Origin of the sequence: Pseudomonas sp. R2-37-08W, assembly GCF_003851705.1 — a bacterium.
In the GTDB taxonomy this organism is placed as follows: Bacteria; Pseudomonadota; Gammaproteobacteria; order Pseudomonadales; family Pseudomonadaceae; genus Aquipseudomonas.
Genome location: NZ_CP027728.1, coordinates 4,060,845 through 4,077,614 on the forward strand (window position 1 = coordinate 4,060,845; position 16,770 = coordinate 4,077,614).

14 protein-coding genes are annotated in these 16,770 nt (G+C 62.2%); 8 read left to right on the top strand and 6 right to left on the bottom strand.

The window, feature by feature from the left end; translation table 11 throughout:
* The first annotated feature begins 55 nt into the window (after nucleotides 1-55).
* Both C4J93_RS18670 and C4J93_RS18675 read left to right on the top strand, forming a co-directional pair.
* A complete protein-coding gene (locus C4J93_RS18670; RefSeq protein ID WP_124363799.1) occupies nucleotides 56-412 on the top strand; it encodes a 4a-hydroxytetrahydrobiopterin dehydratase in 357 nt (118 codons plus the stop codon).
* Nucleotides 412-1,605, top strand: coding sequence for an amino acid aminotransferase (locus C4J93_RS18675; protein WP_124430169.1), 1,194 nt, complete (start codon nucleotides 412-414; stop codon nucleotides 1,603-1,605). Before C4J93_RS18670 ends, C4J93_RS18675 begins: the two co-directional genes overlap by 1 nt.
* 126 nt (nucleotides 1,606-1,731) lie before the next feature.
* On the opposite strand, the gene C4J93_RS18680 is transcribed toward C4J93_RS18675, so the two are convergent.
* Nucleotides 1,732-2,541 (bottom strand): UDP-2,3-diacylglucosamine diphosphatase, encoded by an 810-nt coding sequence (locus C4J93_RS18680; protein WP_124363801.1) that lies wholly within the window; start codon nucleotides 2,539-2,541, stop codon nucleotides 1,732-1,734.
* A gap of 137 nt (nucleotides 2,542-2,678) precedes the next feature.
* Here C4J93_RS18680 and C4J93_RS18685 point away from each other — a divergent pair, with 137 nt between their 5' ends.
* Entirely contained in the window at nucleotides 2,679-3,428 is a 750-nt protein-coding gene (locus C4J93_RS18685; protein WP_124363802.1) for an AraC family transcriptional regulator, read from the top strand.
* A 94-nt stretch (nucleotides 3,429-3,522) separates the two neighbouring features.
* Nucleotides 3,523-4,404: a DMT family transporter gene (locus C4J93_RS18690; RefSeq protein WP_124430170.1), complete on the top strand. Its 882-nt coding sequence runs from the start codon at nucleotides 3,523-3,525 to the stop codon at nucleotides 4,402-4,404.
* A 2-nt stretch (nucleotides 4,405-4,406) separates the two neighbouring features.
* Here C4J93_RS18690 and C4J93_RS18695 read toward each other — a convergent pair whose 3' ends face one another.
* Nucleotides 4,407-4,694, bottom strand: a complete 288-nt coding sequence (locus C4J93_RS18695; protein WP_124363804.1) for a SelT/SelW/SelH family protein — start codon at nucleotides 4,692-4,694, stop codon at nucleotides 4,407-4,409.
* An 83-nt stretch (nucleotides 4,695-4,777) separates the two neighbouring features.
* Between C4J93_RS18695 and C4J93_RS18700 the strand changes: the two genes are divergently transcribed.
* Nucleotides 4,778-6,967 carry a patatin-like phospholipase family protein gene (locus tag C4J93_RS18700; RefSeq protein ID WP_124430907.1) on the top strand — a complete coding sequence of 730 codons (2,190 nt, stop codon included), beginning with the start codon at nucleotides 4,778-4,780 and terminating at the stop codon, nucleotides 6,965-6,967.
* 128 nt (nucleotides 6,968-7,095) lie between these two features.
* On the opposite strand, the gene C4J93_RS18705 is transcribed toward C4J93_RS18700, so the two are convergent.
* On the bottom strand, nucleotides 7,096-7,530 hold the full coding sequence (locus C4J93_RS18705) for a MarR family transcriptional regulator (RefSeq protein ID WP_065884521.1): 435 nt from the start codon (nucleotides 7,528-7,530) through the stop codon (nucleotides 7,096-7,098).
* A gap of 121 nt (nucleotides 7,531-7,651) precedes the next feature.
* Nucleotides 7,652-9,778 (bottom strand): DNA helicase RecQ, encoded by a 2,127-nt coding sequence (gene recQ, locus C4J93_RS18710; protein ID WP_124430171.1) that lies wholly within the window; start codon nucleotides 9,776-9,778, stop codon nucleotides 7,652-7,654.
* A 277-nt stretch (nucleotides 9,779-10,055) separates the two neighbouring features.
* Between recQ and C4J93_RS18715 the strand changes: the two genes are divergently transcribed.
* From C4J93_RS18715 to C4J93_RS18725, 3 genes are all read left to right on the top strand, one after another.
* Nucleotides 10,056-10,643: a YecA family protein gene (locus C4J93_RS18715; RefSeq protein ID WP_124363806.1), complete on the top strand. Its 588-nt coding sequence runs from the start codon at nucleotides 10,056-10,058 to the stop codon at nucleotides 10,641-10,643.
* Nucleotides 10,644-10,663: 20 nt separating this feature from the next.
* Nucleotides 10,664-11,047 carry a YbaN family protein gene (locus C4J93_RS18720; protein ID WP_124430172.1) on the top strand — a complete coding sequence of 128 codons (384 nt, stop codon included), beginning with the start codon at nucleotides 10,664-10,666 and terminating at the stop codon, nucleotides 11,045-11,047.
* Between the two features lie 117 nt (nucleotides 11,048-11,164).
* On the top strand, nucleotides 11,165-14,635 hold the full coding sequence (locus tag C4J93_RS18725) for a hybrid sensor histidine kinase/response regulator (RefSeq protein ID WP_124367864.1): 3,471 nt from the start codon (nucleotides 11,165-11,167) through the stop codon (nucleotides 14,633-14,635).
* Nucleotides 14,636-14,758: 123 nt separating this feature from the next.
* On the opposite strand, the gene rmuC is transcribed toward C4J93_RS18725, so the two are convergent.
* Nucleotides 14,759-16,123: a DNA recombination protein RmuC gene (rmuC, locus tag C4J93_RS18730; protein ID WP_164485291.1), complete on the bottom strand. Its 1,365-nt coding sequence runs from the start codon at nucleotides 16,121-16,123 to the stop codon at nucleotides 14,759-14,761.
* Between the two features lie 175 nt (nucleotides 16,124-16,298).
* The gene (locus tag C4J93_RS18735; RefSeq protein WP_124367865.1) at nucleotides 16,299-16,622 is read right to left on the bottom strand and encodes a sel1 repeat family protein; all 324 of its coding nucleotides are present in this window, start codon (nucleotides 16,620-16,622) and stop codon (nucleotides 16,299-16,301) included.
* Nucleotides 16,623-16,770 lie beyond the last annotated feature (148 nt).

Sequence of the window (16,770 nt, forward strand, 5' to 3'; positions counted from 1 at the left end):
CGTTGCTTTAGGGTAACGCCACTGACCTTCAATCATTCGAATTCAGGACACCTTCATGACCACCTTGAACCAAGCCCATTGCGAAGCCTGCCGCGCCGACGCCCCACAAGTCAGCGATGAAGAACTGCCGGTGCTGATCAAACAGATCCCGGACTGGAACATCGAAGTGCGCGACGGCGTGATGCAATTGGAAAAGGTTTTCCTGTTCAAGAACTTCAAGTTCGCCCTGGCCTTCACCAATGCCGTGGGTGAAATCTCCGAAGCCGAAGGCCATCACCCTGGTCTGCTCACCGAATGGGGCAAAGTCACCGTGACCTGGTGGAGCCACTCCATCAAGGGCCTGCACCGCAACGACTTCATCATGGCCGCGCGCACCGATGAAGTGGCCAACAGCGCCGAGGGCCGCAAGTAATGCATTTCGATGCGATTGGCCGCGTGCCGGGCGACCCGATCCTCGGGCTGATGGACCTGTATGCCCAGGATGCCAACCCGAACAAATTCGACCTCGGCGTGGGCGTCTATAAGGATGACCAGGGCCTGACGCCGATTCCGCACTCGGTAAAACTCGCCGAACAACGCCTGGTCGATAGCCAAACCACCAAGACCTACATCGGCGGTCACGGCGATGCAGCGTTCGGCGCACTGATCAGCGAGCTGGTGCTTGGCGCCGATTCGGCGCTGCTGCGTGAACAGCGTGCCGGCGCCACCCAGACGCCAGGCGGCACCGGGGCCCTGCGCCTGAGCGCCGACTTTATCGCCCACAACCTGCCCGGCCGTGGCGTGTGGTTGAGCGACCCGACCTGGCCGATCCATGAAACCATTTTCGCCAAAGCCGGGCTGAAGGTCAGTCACTACCCTTACGTGGGCAGCGACAATCGCCTGGATGTGGCGGCGATGCTTGCCACCCTGTCCAGCGTGCCCGAGGGCGATGTGGTCTTGCTGCACGCCTGCTGTCACAACCCGACCGGCTTCGACCTGTCCCAGGATGACTGGCGCCAGGTGCTGCAGATTGTGCGCGAGCGCCAATTGCTGCCGCTGATCGATTTTGCCTACCAAGGCTTTGGCGACGGCCTGGAGCAGGACGCCTGGGCGGTGCGCTTGTTCGCCGCCGAACTGCCGGAAGTGTTGATCACCAGTTCGTGCTCGAAGAACTTTGGCTTGTACCGCGACCGCGTTGGCGCCTTGATCGTGTGTGCGGCCGATGCGCAAAAGCTTACGGATGTGCGCAGTCAACTGGCCAATATCGCGCGTAATCTGTGGTCGACACCGCCGGACCATGGTGCCGCGGTGGTCGCGACCATCCTCGGCGATGCCGAGCTGAAACAGCAGTGGAGCGACGAAGTCGAGGCCATGCGTTCGCGCATCGCGCAGTTGCGCGCCGGGCTGGTAGACGCGCTGACGCCCCACGGCCTGGCCGAGCGGTATGCGCATATCGGGACGCAGCGTGGGATGTTTTCCTATACCGGGTTGAGTGCCGAACAGGTCCAGCAACTGCGTGAAAAGCACAGTGTGTATATGGTCAGTACGGGACGGGCCAACGTGGCGGGGGTGGATGCCACGCGCTTGACGCTGCTGGCCCAGGCCATCGCCGACGTCTCCAACTGAATAAACCGGGAACTAAATGTGGGAGGGGGCTTGCCCCCGATGGCGGTGGATCAGCTAGAGATAAGCTGGCTGACATTCCGCTATCGGGAGCAAGCCCCCTCCCACATTTTGACCGAGTCAGGACCTTCAGCTCGTGACCATCTCGGCCTTCAACTGCGCGTCCCTGGCCTGGGCATCCGCCAGCCGATACAACTCGATATGCCCATCCCAGTGCTCGATCAACGCCGTGCACGACTCCACCCAATCGCCGCAATTGAGGTAATCCACCTCCCCCACCTTGCGGATTTCGGCATGGTGAATATGCCCGCACACCACCCCGTGCAGCTCACGCTTGGTCACTTCGTGGGCGATGGCCTCTTCGAAATCGCTGATAAAACTCACGGCGGTTTTCACCTTGTGTTTCAAGTACGCCGACAGCGACCAATAACCATAGCCATAGCGCGCTCGCCAGTGATTGAGCCAGCGGTTCAGGGTGAGGGTGAATTCGTAGGCCGAGTCGCCCAGGAAGGCGAGCCAGCGGTGATAACGGGTGATCACATCGAACTGATCGCCATGGATCACCAGCAGATGGCGACCGTCGGCGGTCACGTGCACGGCCTCGTCCACCAGTTGGATATTGCCCAGGATCAGCTTGGAATAGCGTCTTAGAAACTCGTCATGGTTGCCGGTGACGTAGATCACCTCGGTGCCGCGTTTGGCCATGGTCAGCAGGCGGCGAATGACGTTGGTGTGGGCTTGCGGCCAATACATGCCGCCACGCATTTTCCAGCCATCGATAATGTCGCCGACCAGATACACCTTGTCGGCGTGGTAGCCCTTGAGAAAGTGCGACAAGTGCTCAGCCTGGCAATCCCGAGTGCCCAGATGCACGTCGGAAATCCACAGGGTACGCACCCGTTGCTTGCGGCTGGGCTTGGCGAATTCGGCACGGGTCATGGGTGTCCCTCGACGCTGTTTTCGCGAGCTTGCGCCCTGGCAGTGAATAGCCCATGACAGCTGTGCTTCAGTCTGATGACAACGCTTGGCCGCCCTTAAGCGATGTAGACTGGGGACTTGCCGCCCAGGAGAGCGCAATGAGCCCCAGTCTTACGCTTCGCCAGTACACCGATGCCCCCATCGCCCATAGCCATGACCATGCACAATTAGTGTTCGGCCTGTCCGGGCGCCTGGATTTCGAAGTGGATGGCTGCGGTAACCAAGTGCAGGAAAGCAGCGTGATGATCCTGCCCTTTGCCGCTCACCACGCCTGCGGCAGCCGCGAGGGTAGCCGCTGCCTGGTGCTGGATGTGCCAACCGAGCATTGGCTGTTGCAAACATTGGGTGACCACGCCGATGCCAGTCGCCGCCTGCTCGACCGGCCGGCCCGACTGGCGCTGGATTCGCGACAGCACCAGTTAGTGCAATGGCTGGCTGGCAGCCCGATACATGATCCAGTGATCGCCCAGCAAGGCGCGTTGCTGCTGCTCGCCAGCCTCAATCATCCGCAGGCGATGCCACCACCGGGGCGGCGCCTGCCTTATGCCGCGTTCAACGCGCATATCGAACGCCACGCCGCTCACCCGCTGCATGTCGCGGACCTGGCACGGATTGCCTGCCTGTCGGTTGCGCGTTTGCACGCGCGCTTCATGGTCGAATGCGGGCAGACCCCCATGGATTACGTGCGCAACCAGCGCCTGCAAATGGCATTGACCCTACTGCGCGAGACGCCGCTGCCCGTTGGTGAGATCGCCGCACGCGTGGGGTACCGCTCGCAAAGTGCCTTCGCTGCAGCCATGTTGCGCGAGTTTGGCGCCTCGCCGGGCACAATGCGGCGAACGTCATAGGAAGAGTTTCGCGCTAAAAATCGCGAGCCGCACGACAGACACCCCTTTCGCCAAACCTCTAGACTGGTTGTCACTTCCGTTGGTAGGCATCGCAATGACTCCCCGCTCAGCCCTCGGCGCCCTGCATATCGGCGCATTGATGTTTGGCCTCACCGGTGTATTCGGCAAACTGGCGGCCGCCTCACCGTCCATCATCGTATTCGGGCGGGCCGCATTTGCGGTGATTGCCCTGGCGGTCTTCGCGCGCTTTGCCAGCAATGCGCCCTGGAAAAACCTGCAGATGCGCGACTGGCGCCGCCTGCTGGTCAGCGGCGTGCTGCTTGCCGCGCACTGGGTGACATTCTTCATCGCGGTCAAGGTCGCCGGGGTGGCGGTGGCAACGTTGGGGTTTGCCGCCTTCCCGGCCTTCACGGTGATCCTTGAAGGGCTGATCTTCCGCGAGCGGATTCGCGCCAATGAAATGGTGCTGGTAGCGCTGGTCAGCATCGGCCTGGTTCTGGTGACCCCGGACTTCAACCTGGCCAGCGACGCCACGGGCGGCTTGCTCTGGGGCATCGCATCGGGGCTGCTGTTCGCCTTGTTGTCATTGAACAACCGCGCCAGCTCCGGACGCATTCCGGCGGTACAGGCCGCGTTGTGCCAGAACGTGGTGGTCGCAGTCTGCCTGCTGCCCGTGGCGGCACCGGGGCTTGCGGACGTGCGTGCGCTGGACTGGCTGTGGATCGGCCTGGTGGGCGTGTTCTGTACCGGCCTGGCCCACAGCCTGTTTGTCGCCAGCCTCGCGGTGATCAAGGCGCGCACCGCGTCGGTGGTGTTTGCCATGGAACCGGTCTATGGCATCACCGTGGCCTGGCTACTGTTCGCCGAGACGCCCACCCTGCGCATGCTGCTGGGCGGCGCGCTGATTATCGTCGCCATCGTGCTTTCCGGCCTGATGGGCAGCGCCAGCCAGGCCAAGCCGCCGGCTGCGGCCTGACGTCACGGCGTACGGTCGTTATGCCCAAGGTCGCGCTGCGGGTCGATCTGATCGCGCACGCGCTGCTTGAGCACCTTGGCCTCCGGGAAGCCGCCATCGGCCTTGCGCTCCCAGATCTGTACGTTGTCGCAGGTGATGCGAAACGCGCCGCCGGTGGAGGGCGCCAGGGACACCTTGGCTAAATCCTCGGCAAACGTACTCAACAATTCCTGGGCCAGCCAGGCGGCACGCAACAGCCACTGACACTGGGTGCAGTAGGTGATGACGATCTCGGGTTTGCTTGCGGACATAAGGTGAAAGGCTCCTGCGTGACGGCGTCAGTGGATCGCATGGCTATAATACCGGCCTTTATCGCCCAGCCTCGAGATTCATGATGCGCCGCCTGTTGTCCTGCCTGTTCCTCTGCCTGTTCCCCCTTCTCGCCGACGCCGTTGAAAGCCCACGCCCGAAAATCGGCCTGGTGCTGTCGGGCGGCGCCGCCCGTGGCCTGGCCCATATTGGTGTGCTCAAGGCGCTGGAAGAACAAGGCATCCAGGTTGACGCGATTGCCGGCACCAGCATGGGCGCGGTGATTGGCGGGCTGTACGCCTCGGGTTACAAGATCGACGAGCTGGAAAAGCTCGCCCTGAATATCGACTGGCAACAGGCATTGTCCGATGCACCGCCCCGGGAAGACGTGCCGTTCAGGCGCAAGCAGGATGACCGCGATTTCCTGGTCAAACAGAAACTCAGCTTTCGCGACGACGGCAGCCTCGGCCTGCCGCTGGGCGTGATCCAGGGCCAGAACCTGGCATTGCTGCTGGAAAGCATGTTCGCCCACAGCAGCAACACGCGTAACTTCGACAAGCTGCCGATTCCGTTCCGGGCTGTGGCCACCGACATCACCACCGGCGAAAAAGTAGTGTTCAGCAAGGGCCACCTGCCCCAGGTGATACGCGCCAGCATGTCGATCCCCGCCGTGTTCGCTCCGGTAGAGCTGGACGGGCGCCTGCTGGTGGACGGCGGCATGACCGACAACATTCCCCTGGACGTGGCGCGGGAAATGGGCGTCGACATCGCCATCGTGGTGGACATCGGCACACCGCTACGCTCACGCAAGCAATTGGCGACCGTGGTCGATGTGCTCAACCAGTCCATCACCTTGATGACCCGGCGCAATTCCGAGGAACAACTCAAGGCCTTGCACCCCAGGGACGTGTTGATCCAACCGTCCCTGGCAGCCTACGGCGTGACGGATTTCGGCCGCGCCAAGGACATGATCGATGCCGGCTACCGCGCCACGCGTGCCCTCGACCTGCGCCTGGCGCACCTGCGGCCCGCCGAACCGATAGACCCGCAACTGACCGCCGCGCGCACGCCCGGCGAACGCACCCCGATCATCACTGCGATCAAGGTGGAAAACGACTCCAAAGTCAGCGACGACGTGATCCGCTATTACATCCGCCAGGAGCTGGGCGAACCGCTCAACCTCGGCCGCCTGCAATCGGACATGGGCACGCTGTACGGCCTCGACTACTTCGAACAGGTGCAATACCGCGTGGTGAAAAAAGCCAAGGACAATACCCTGGTCATCAGCGCACGCGGCAAGCGCAGCGGCACCGACTACCTGCGCCTGGGTTTGAACCTGTCGGATGACATGCGCGGCGACAGCGCCTTCAACCTTGGCGCCAGCTACCGGATGAACGGTATCAACCGCCTCGGCGCCGAATGGCTGACGCGGGTGCAGATCGGTGATCGCCAGGAGCTGTACAGCGAGTTCTACCAACCCATGGACACAGGCTCGCGCTACTTCGTCGCGCCCTACATCCGTGCCCAGGCGCAGAACGTCGAGCTGATCATGGACAACGACCCCATCTCGGAATATCGGCTGGAGCGCTACGGTTTCGGCTTGAACGTCGGGCGGCAGATCGGCAACAGCGGCGAGATTCGCTTTGGCGTGGGCGAAGCCTGGGGCAAGGCGGACGTGCGTATCGGCGACCGCGACCTGCCGAGCGTGAGTTTCAGCGAGGGCTTCTATGAGCTGAAATACTCGTTCGACTCTTTCGATAACGTGTACTTCCCGCACACCGGCGAAGACATCGCCCTGGCTTACCGTGAGTTCGAGCCGGGGCTGGGTTCCGACCAGCGCTACCGCCAGTGGGAGTTCAAGCTGGACAAAGCCATGAGTCACGGCCCCGACACGTTGATCCTGGGCGGACGCTACGGACGCACCCTGGATAAATCCGACGTGGTGATCTCCAGCTTCCTGTTGGGTGGCGCACGGCAATTGTCAGGCTTTCGCGAGGACGCGATCTCGGGCCAGAACGTCAGCCTGATGCGCGCGGTGTACTACCGCCGGCTGACACCGCGCTCGTACCTGCCGCTGGATTTCCCGTTGTACCTGGGAGCCTCGGTGGAACGGGGTCGGGCGTGGAACAACGACAACCAGTTCGACAGCGGGTATATCAACGCGGCGAGTGTTTTCCTGGGCTTCGATACACCGCTGGGCCCGCTGAATTTCAGCTATGGATTCAATGATGACAACCAGAAAGCGGTGTATCTGAACCTGGGCCAGACTTTCTGACACAACACAGAGTAAATGTGGGAGGGGGCTTGCTCCCGATGGCGGTGTGTCAGGCGCCGACATGGCACTGATACACCGCCATCGGGGGCAAGCCCCCTCCCACACTTTGATCGTCGTTGTGTCAGGAATCAGGACTTTTCCAGATTCGCCAAAATGTGCCCGTGCACGCGCATGCATACGCGCAAATCCTCTTCGTCCACCCCAACAAACAGTTCATGGCGCAACGCCGTGGCAATGGTCTCGATCTGGTCGATGAGGGGCCGAGCGGTATCACACAACAGGATACGTTTGGCGCGACGGTCTTCCACTACTGCCTGGCGTTGAACCAGGCCTTGCCCTTCCAGGCTGTCGAGCAGACGCGCCAGGGTCGGTCCTTCTACCCCGACACTTTGTGCCAGTTCACGCTGAGTCGGTGCTTCGGTAAAACGGGCCAGGTGCAGCAGCACCAGCCATCGCGCCTGGGACAAGCCCAGCCCCGCGAGACGGCGATCCAGCTCGGCGCGCCAACCTCGGGACATTTGCGCCAACTGCATGCCAAATCGGTGTTGATCGGTTAACGGCATAAAAAACTCATGTTTTAGACTGAAAACAAAGTGTGGCTAATTATTAGTCAGCTAAGCATGAGCCATGCCAGTAGGCAAGGCCCCGTATGTACTGATTCGTTACATTGTCGTAATTGGCACACTAAATTTCGAATTCAGACTGCAAAGCGGCGCGTACGCAGTACAAAACGCCCTCGGGAACACGCCCGGTAAACAGCGGCGCGATTTCCGTGACAGGTGGCAATTCGCCTTCCCCGTCGAGAAATGCATCCTGGATTTCACCGAGCAAATCTTCAGGCAAATCAAGGGCCTGCTCCAACGACAACTGCTGCTTGCCGATGGCTTCGGCCAGCAACGTATACGCGTTCTTTTCCGAGCATTGCAGCTGGCCGGCGATCTGGATCGGGGTCATGCCGGCGCGAGCCAGGCTGATCAGCTCGTGGCGAATATCGGCGATTTCCTTCGGTGCTTCGACCTGGCCGCCGAGTACTTCGAGGAATGCCTGGCCATAACGCTCCAGCTTGCGCGCTCCCACACCGCTGACCCTGGCCATCTCGGCCATGGTGGTGGGCTGCTCGCGAAGCATCTCCAGCAATGTGGAGTCAGGGAAGATGACATACGGCGGCACGCTGTGTTCCTGCGCCAGTTTGCGCCGCAGGGTACGCAAGGCTTCCCACTGTTCGCGCTCTTCGCCACGCACCAGCTGGCTGGCCTGGCTGGTGCTGCTCTTGGCGGTGGTCTGCGGCTTGAGGTCGCGGCGCAACTCCAGGCTGACTTCGCCCTTGAGCAAAGGCCGGCAACTGTCGTTCAAGCGCAGGCCGCCGTAGCCTTCGATATCGATGTCGACCAGCCCGCGCGCGACCATCTGGCGGAACAGCGAGCGCCATTCGCCTTCGGCGCGGGCCTTGCCGACGCCGTAGACCGAGAGTTTCTCGTGGCCGAAGCTGCGGATTTTTTCGTTGTCCTTGCCCAGCAACACATCCACCAGATGGCCCACGCCATAGCGCTGGCCGGTGCGGTAGATCGTCGACAATGCCTGGCGCGCCGGCTCGGTGGCGTCCCAGGTCTGCACACCGTCGATGCAGTTGTCGCAGTGGCCGCACGGTTGCGGCATGTCTTCGTCGAAATACCCCAGCAGCGTCTGGCGGCGGCAGCGGGTCTCTTCGCACAGCGAGAGCATGGCGTCGAGTTTGTGCTGCTCCAGGCGCTTGTGGCGCTCATCGCCTTCGGAGTTCTGCAGCATCTGCTTGAGCATCACCACATCTTGCAGGCCGTAGACCATCCAGGCATCCGCCGGCAGGCCGTCACGGCCGGCGCGGCCGGTTTCCTGGTAGTAGGCCTCGAGGGACTTGGGCAGGTCCATGTGCGCCACGAAACGCACGTTGGACTTGTCGATCCCCATGCCGAAGGCGATGGTCGCCACCATGATCAGGCCTTCCTCGTTGAGGAAGCGCTTCTGGTGTGCCGAGCGCGTTTCATTGGGCAAACCGGCGTGATAAGGCAGCGCCGGGTAGCCTTGTTCACAGAGGAACGCGGCGACTTCATCGACCTTCTTGCGTGACAGGCAATAGACGATACCCGCGTCGCTGCGCCGTTCCGAGAGGAAGGCCAGCAACTGCTTGCGCGGCTGCTCCTTGGGCACGATGCGGTAGAAAATATTTGGCCGGTCGAAGCTCGACAGGAAGCGCTCGGCGTTCTGCAAATGCAGGCGCTCGACGATCTCTTCGCGGGTACGCTTGTCGGCGGTGGCGGTCAGGGCGATACGCGGCACATCAGGGAACAGCTCCGCCAGTTGGCCCAGCTGCAGGTACTCGCGGCGGAAATCGTGGCCCCACTGCGATACGCAGTGAGCTTCGTCGATGGCGAACAGGGCAATTTCCAGGCTCTGCAGGAACGCCAGCATGCGCGGCTGCACCAGCCGCTCCGGTGCCAGGTAGAGCATCTTCACTTCGCCGCGCTTGATCCGCGCCGCCAGGTCGCGCTGCTGCTCGGCACTCAGGGTGGAGTTCAAGGCAGCGGCGGCGACACCGAGTTCTTCCAGGGTGGCGACCTGATCGTCCATCAATGCAATCAGCGGCGACACCACCACAGCCAAGCCATTGCGCAACAGCGCCGGCACCTGGAAGCACAACGATTTGCCGCCACCGGTCGGCATCAGCACCAGGGCATCGCCGCCATTGGCCACGCGCTCAATGATCGCACCCTGGCGGCCACGAAAACTGTCGTAGCCGAAGATGTCCTTGAGGACGCGTTGAGCCTGCTCGAGCATGTAAAACTCCAAAATGGTGCGCAAATCCCTCTGTACAGGCTGGCCGAAAAAACCCGCTTTCATGGAAAATAATCCGTAAGCGAAGTTTTCCCGGATTGCTGCGTGGCCTGCAGGGGCATCACAAAACGCGGCAGTATACCCGAGCGTTCACCGGCAAAGGGCGCGACTGACGAATAGAGCGCCTCTGTCTAAAACCGGGCAAAAATGCCGTGCGGCTGGCCTGGGCGCTCAAGAAAGCCTAGAATTCAGCATCGTTTATTCCCAAGGTAGCCCTTCAATGTCCTTCGCTGAGCAACTAACCCGCCTGCAAGCCTTCCTCGACGCCGATGAGCTGCATGACGAGGCGCTGGACTACGTGGCCGCCCACGGCTACCTGACCGCCCTGTCGATCTGCTCTGAAGACGTGCCCGAGCGTGAATGGATCGACGCGCTGTTCGCCGAAGAACCTCACTACGCCGACGACGCCCAGCGCGAAGAAATCGAAGCCACCCTGCTGGCCCTCAAGGCCCACATCGGTCGCCAACTGGCCTCCGATGAAGAATTCGAGCTGCCTTGCGAGCTGGACCTGGGTGAAGACCCGGACGACTCCGACCTGCGCGGCTGGTGCATTGGTTTCATGGAAGGCGTATTCCTGCGCGAAGCCGCCTGGTTCGAAACCGCCGAGGAAGAAGTCAGCGAAATGCTGCTGCCGATCATGGTCGGTTCGGGCCTGTTCGACGACCAGCCGGAGTTTTCCGATATCGCCGCCGACGCCAACCTGATGGACGATATGATCGTGCAGATCCCCGAAGCCCTCACCGCGCTGTACCTGCTGTGCAACGCGCCTGACGAAAAACCGGCGATCCTCAAGCCACGTCACCACTGAGTCGCTTGCCCGTGGACCCCATGGGCAAGCGTTCGCCGCTCCTGCGTTACGCGCTGCTGGCCGTCGGCTGGCTTAGCGTAGCGCTTGGGGTGATCGGCATTTTCCTGCCGGTATTGCCGACTACACCCTTTCTCCTGCTGGCTGCCGCCTGCTTCGCTCGAAGCTCCCCGCGTTTCTACCACTGGCTGGTGGACCACCCGCGCCTGGGCCCGTGGATTCGTGATTACCTCGACGGTAACGGCATCCCGCTCAAGGGCAAGGTCTATGCCATCGGCTTGATGTGGCTGAGCATCGCCATTTCCTGCTACCTGGTGCAGTTGCCGTGGGCACGGGGCTTCATGCTGACCAGCGCAGTGCTGGTGACGATTTACATCCTGCGCCAGAAAACCCTGCCCCCGCGCTGAACGCGCCTGCGACATTCGCCCTCACACGACCTTGGTCGACACTGACTAACCCCAGGCATCATGCGAGACTGTCCAACCGGGCCCGGAATGCCCGGTGTTCTTATGCTCGGAGTTACCATGACGCTGTCCAGCGGGCTGATCGCCGCCGTTGCCCTGGCCTATATGGCCATCATGTTTGCCATCGCCTTTTACGGTGACCGTCGCCATGCGCCGCTGCCGCCGCGCGTGCGTGCGTGGGTCTATAGCCTGTCGCTCGCCGTGTATTGCACCAGCTGGACCTTCTTCGGCGCCGTAGGCCAGGCTGCCGAACAGCTTTGGGCGTTCTTGCCGATCTACCTGGGGCCGGTGCTGTTGCTGGTGCTGGCGCCCTGGGTGCTGCAGAAGATGATTCTGATCAGCAAGCAGGAAAACATCACCTCCATCGCCGACTTTATCGCCGCGCGCTACGGCAAATCCCAATCCCTGGCGGTCGTGGTCGCGTTGATCTGCCTGGTTGGGGTACTGCCCTATATCGCCCTGCAGCTCAAGGGCATCGTGCTCGGCGTGAACCTGTTGATCGGCTCCGGGCCCGACACCACGGGCACCCGGGCCCAGGACACCGCGCTGATTGTGTCGCTGGTGCTGGCGCTGTTCACCATCGTGTTTGGTACGCGCAACCTCGACGCCACCGAACACCACCGGGGCATGGTGCTGGCGATTGCCTTTGAATCCTTGGTCAAGCTGTTCGCGTTTCTGGCGGTCGGTGCGTTTGTGACCTACGGGCTGTACGACGGTTTCGGCGATCTGTTCAGCCAGGCGATGCTTGCACCGCGCCTGGAGGAATATTGGAAAGAGACCATCAACTGGCCATCGATGGTGGTGCAGACCGGCGTCGCGATGATGGCGATCATCTGCCTGCCCCGGCAATTTCATGTGACGGTGGTGGAGAATATCGACCCGCAGGACTTGCGCCTGGCCAAATGGGTGTTCCCGGCGTATTTGATCCTTGCCGCGTTGTTCGTGGTGCCCATCGCCCTGGGCGGCAAGATGCTGTTGCCCGGTTCGGTGCTGCCGGACTCCTACGTGATCAGCCTGCCGATGGCCGAAGCCCACCCGGCCCTCGCGGTACTCGCGTTCATCGGCGGTGCCTCGGCGGCCACCGGCATGGTGATCGTGGCCAGCATCGCCTTGTCGACCATGGTCTCCAACGACATGCTGCTGCCCTGGCTGTTGCGCCGCTCCAGCGCCGAACGGCCCTTTGAAGTGTTCCGCCATTGGATGCTGTCGGTGCGCCGGGTCAGCATCGTGATCATCCTGTTGCTGGCCTATGTGAGTTACCGGCTGCTGGGCTCCACCGCGAGCCTGGCGACCATCGGCCAGATCGCCTTTGCCGCCGTGACCCAATTGGCACCGGCGATGCTCGGCGCGCTCTACTGGAAGCAGGCCAACCGGCGCGGGGTCTTTGCGGGCTTGGCGGCGGGTACCTTCCTGTGGTTCTACACCCTGGTCCTACCGGTGACCGCGAAAAGCCTGGGCTGGTCGCTGAGCCTTTTCCCCGGCCTGACCTGGATGCACTCGCACCCGTTCGGGTTTTCCGTGACCTCACTGACCTTGGGCACCGTATTCTCGCTGGCGGGTAATTTCACGCTGTTCGTGTGGGTGTCGATGCTGTCGCGTACGCGGGTGTCCGAGCATTGGCAGGCCGGCCGCTTCATCGGCCAGGAAACCAGCCAGCGCACCAGCGCTCGCTCCATGTTGTCGGTACAGATCAGCGACCTGCTCAGCTTGTCCGCACGCTTTGTCGGCGAAGAACGGGCGCAGCAGAGCTTTATCCGTTTCGCCTATCGCCAGGGCAAAGGCTTCAACCCCAACCAGAATGCCGACAACGACTGGATCGCCCACACCGAGCGTTTGCTGGCGGGCGTGCTCGGTGCGTCCTCGACGCGAGCAGTGGTGAAAGCGGCGATTGAAGGACGGGAAATGCAGTTGGAGGACGTAGTACGCATCGCCGACGAGGCGTCCGAGGTACTGCAGTTCAACCGCGCCCTGCTGCAAGGCGCGATCGAGAACATCACCCAGGGCATCAGCGTGGTTGACCAGTCGCTCAAGCTGGTGGCCTGGAACCGACGCTACCTGGAGCTGTTCAACTACCCCGACGGCTTGATCAGTGTCGGCCGGCCGATTGCCGACATTATTCGCTACAACGCCGAGCGCGGCCTGTGCGGCCCCGGTGAAGCCCAAGTGCATGTGGCGCGACGCCTGCACTGGATGCGCCAGGGCCGTGCGCATACCTCCGAGCGCTTGTTCCCCAACGGGCGCGTGATCGAGCTGATCGGCAATCCGATGCCCGGTGGCGGTTTCGTCATGAGTTTCACCGACATCACCGCGTTCCGCGAAGCCGCACAAGCGCTGACCGAGGCCAATGAAGGCCTGGAACAACGGGTGACCGAGCGCACCCATGAACTGTCGCAACTCAATGTCGCGTTGACCGAGGCCAAGGGTGTGGCCGAATCCGCCAGCCAGTCGAAGACCCGCTTTCTGGCGGCCGTCAGCCATGACTTGATGCAACCGCTGAACGCCGCGCGGCTGTTCTCCGCCGCCCTCTCCCACCAGCACGAAGGCCTCTCGAGCGAGGCCCGGCAACTGGTGCAGCACCTGGACAGTTCACTGCGCTCGGCCGAGGATCTGATCAGCGACCTGCTGGATATCTCGCGCTTGGAAAACGGCAAGATCAATCCCCAACGCCAGCCGTTTGTCCTCAACGAGCTGTTCGACACCCTGGGCGCCGAATTCAAGGCACTCGCCCATGAACAGGGTTTGCGCTTTCGTTTGCGCGGCAGTCGCCTGCGGGTGGACAGCGACATCAAATTGTTACGACGGATCCTGCAGAATTTCCTGACCAACGCCTTCCGCTATGCCGATGGCCCGGTGCTGCTGGGCGTGCGTCGCCGCCAGGGCCAATTGTGCCTGGAAGTCTGGGACCGTGGCCCTGGCATCCCGCCGGATAAACAGAAAGTGATTTTCGAAGAGTTCAAGCGCCTCGACAGCCACCAGACCCGCGCCGAAAAGGGCCTGGGCCTGGGTCTGGCGATCGCCGACGGTTTGTGCCGCGTGCTGGGCCACCGCCTGAGCGTACGTTCATGGCCGGGCAAGGGCAGCGTGTTCAGCGTGCGTGTGCCGCTGGCCCGCAGCCAGGTCAGCCCGCAGCCAAAGGCCACCGTAGAAAACGGCGTGCCCTTGAGCGGCGCACGGGTGCTGTGTGTGGACAACGAGGAAAGTATCTTGATCGGCATGCGCAGCCTGCTGACGCGCTGGGGCTGCGAAGTCTGGACCGCCACCGGCCAGGCCGAGTGCGCGGCCCTGTTGGCCGAAGGCATGCGCCCGCAACTGGCGCTGGTGGATTATCACCTGGACCACGGCGAAACCGGCACCGAACTGATGAGTTGGCTGCGGGCGCAATTGGCCGAGCCGATTCCCGGCGTGGTGATCAGTGCAGACGGACGCCCGGAAATGGTGGCGCAGGTGCATGGAGCGGGACTGGATTATCTGGCCAAGCCGGTGAAGCCGGCGGCCTTGCGGGCGCTGTTAAGTAGGCACCTGCCTCTGTAGGCGGGATGTACTCGGTAAAAAATGTGGGAGGGGCTTGCTCCCGATAGCTGTGCATCAGCAATGGATTTGTTGACTGACACACCGCAATCGGGGGCAAGCCCCCTCCCACATTTTGATCATGTTTTATTCAGGGGAATGCGCTACGCCATCCGAATCCGTCATCGCGCGCTCGAGCAAATCCGCCGGCAGGCTTTTGCTGGCACGCGCGCCCAGCAGGCGCAGTTGCTCGGTGCGGCTGACCAGATTCCCGCGTCCATCGGTCAGCTTGTTACGCGCCGCGCTGTAAGCCTTGTCCAACTGCTGCAAGCGGTTACCCACTTCGTCCAGATCCTGGATAAACAGCACGAACTTGTCGTACAGCCAACCGGCGCGCTCGGCGATTTCCCGGGCGTTCTGGCTCTGGCGTTCCTGCTTCCACAGGCTGTCGATCACCCGCAGGGTGGCCAGCAAGGTGGTGGGGCTGACAATCACGATATGACGGTCGAAGGCTTCCTGGAACAAGTTCGGCTCGGCTTGCAGCGCCGCGGAAAACGCTGCCTCAATCGGCACGAACAGCAGCACGAAATCCAGGCTGTGCAAACCCTCCAGGCGCTTGTAATCCTTGCCGGCCAAGCCTTTGACGTGATTGCGCAGGGACAGCACATGCTGCTTCAACGCCGCCTGGCCAATCACCTCGTCATCCGCCGCAACGTACTGCTGATAGGCGGTCAGGCTGACCTTGGAGTCCACCACTACCTGCTTGTCGCCCGGCAACATGATCAGCACGTCGGGCTGGAAACGTTCGCCATCCGGGCCTTTGAGGCTGACCTGGGTCTGGTACTCGCGGCCTTTCTCCAGGCCCGCATGCTCCAGCACCCGCTCCAGGATCAGCTCGCCCCAGTTACCCTGGGTTTTCTGGCCTTTGAGGGCGCGGGTCAGGTTGGTGGCTTCGTCCGACAGGCGCAGGTTCAATTGCTGCAGGCGCTCAAGCTCTTTGGCCAGGGAAAAGCGTTCGCGGGCTTCGTTCTGGTAGCTTTCTTCAACGCGCTTCTCGAAGGATTGGATGCGTTCCTTGAGCGGGTCCAGCAGTTGCCCCAGGCGCTCCTGGCTGGTTTCGGCAAAGCGTTGCTCACGCTCATCGAAAATCTTCCCGGCCAGTTCGGCGAACTGCGCGCGCAGCTCGTCCCGTGAACCCTGCAGGTCGGCGAGGCGTTGTTGATGGCTGTCCTGCTGTTCACGCAGCTCGGCGCGCAAGGCGGCGGCCAAGGCGTCAAGCCGGCGCAGCTCGGTTTCCTTGGCGCTGCGGTCCAGATTCCAGGCGTGGGCGGCGTCGCGGGCGTTATCACGGTCGATTTGCAACAGCTCGACTTCGCGGCGCACCGCAGCCAGGTCGGCCTGCTTGGCGGCATTGGCGTGGCTCAGATCGCTGATCTCGTCGCGGCTGGCGTCCAGTTGGGCAGCAAGCCCTTCCTGGGCCAATTGCGCGGTCGCCAGGCGCTCTTCCAGCAGTTCCCAGCCGGTGGTGCGCGCGGTCAGCCGTCGTTGAATCTGCCAGCACAACGCCAATAAGGGCAGCGCGGCGCCAGCAAGCCCCAGGGCGACACTGGTCCAGTCGAAAACCATAGCCATTTCTGCCATCACCAAAAAAGAGCAAGGTTAACCAAGCAAGGCACGGGAGGACAGCTCAGTCTTCGACCTGGCCCAGTTCGCGCTGAGCGCGACGGTCGCCGGCGCGGGCCGCCGAACGCAACAGATCCTGGCCGATGCGCCGGTCGCGGGCATTTTCGCATTCACGGCACATCAATTGGCCCAGGCGGCTCTGCGCGGCCACCACGCCTTCGCGGGCAGGCTGCTTGAGCAGGCGGCCAGCCAGGTGCTTGACGTTGGTACTCTGCCCCAGGCGCGGGCTGTCGAGGAGCCACAAGGCGACTTTCAAAGAGAAACGCTTGGGCGCGGTAACAGTCTGGGGAGTGTCGGTAACAGAAGGTGATACTGAGCGAAACTTCATAAAGCACTGTGGGACAGAACGGAAGGCGCGCCACTCTACTCTTTTTTTCGTACAGGTAAAGCTGAAAAAACCCGGCACGCCCGTTCTAGAGCAAGCGCTTGGGACAATCCACAGAAGCTGTGGATAACTCAGTGGACAACCCGCCTTT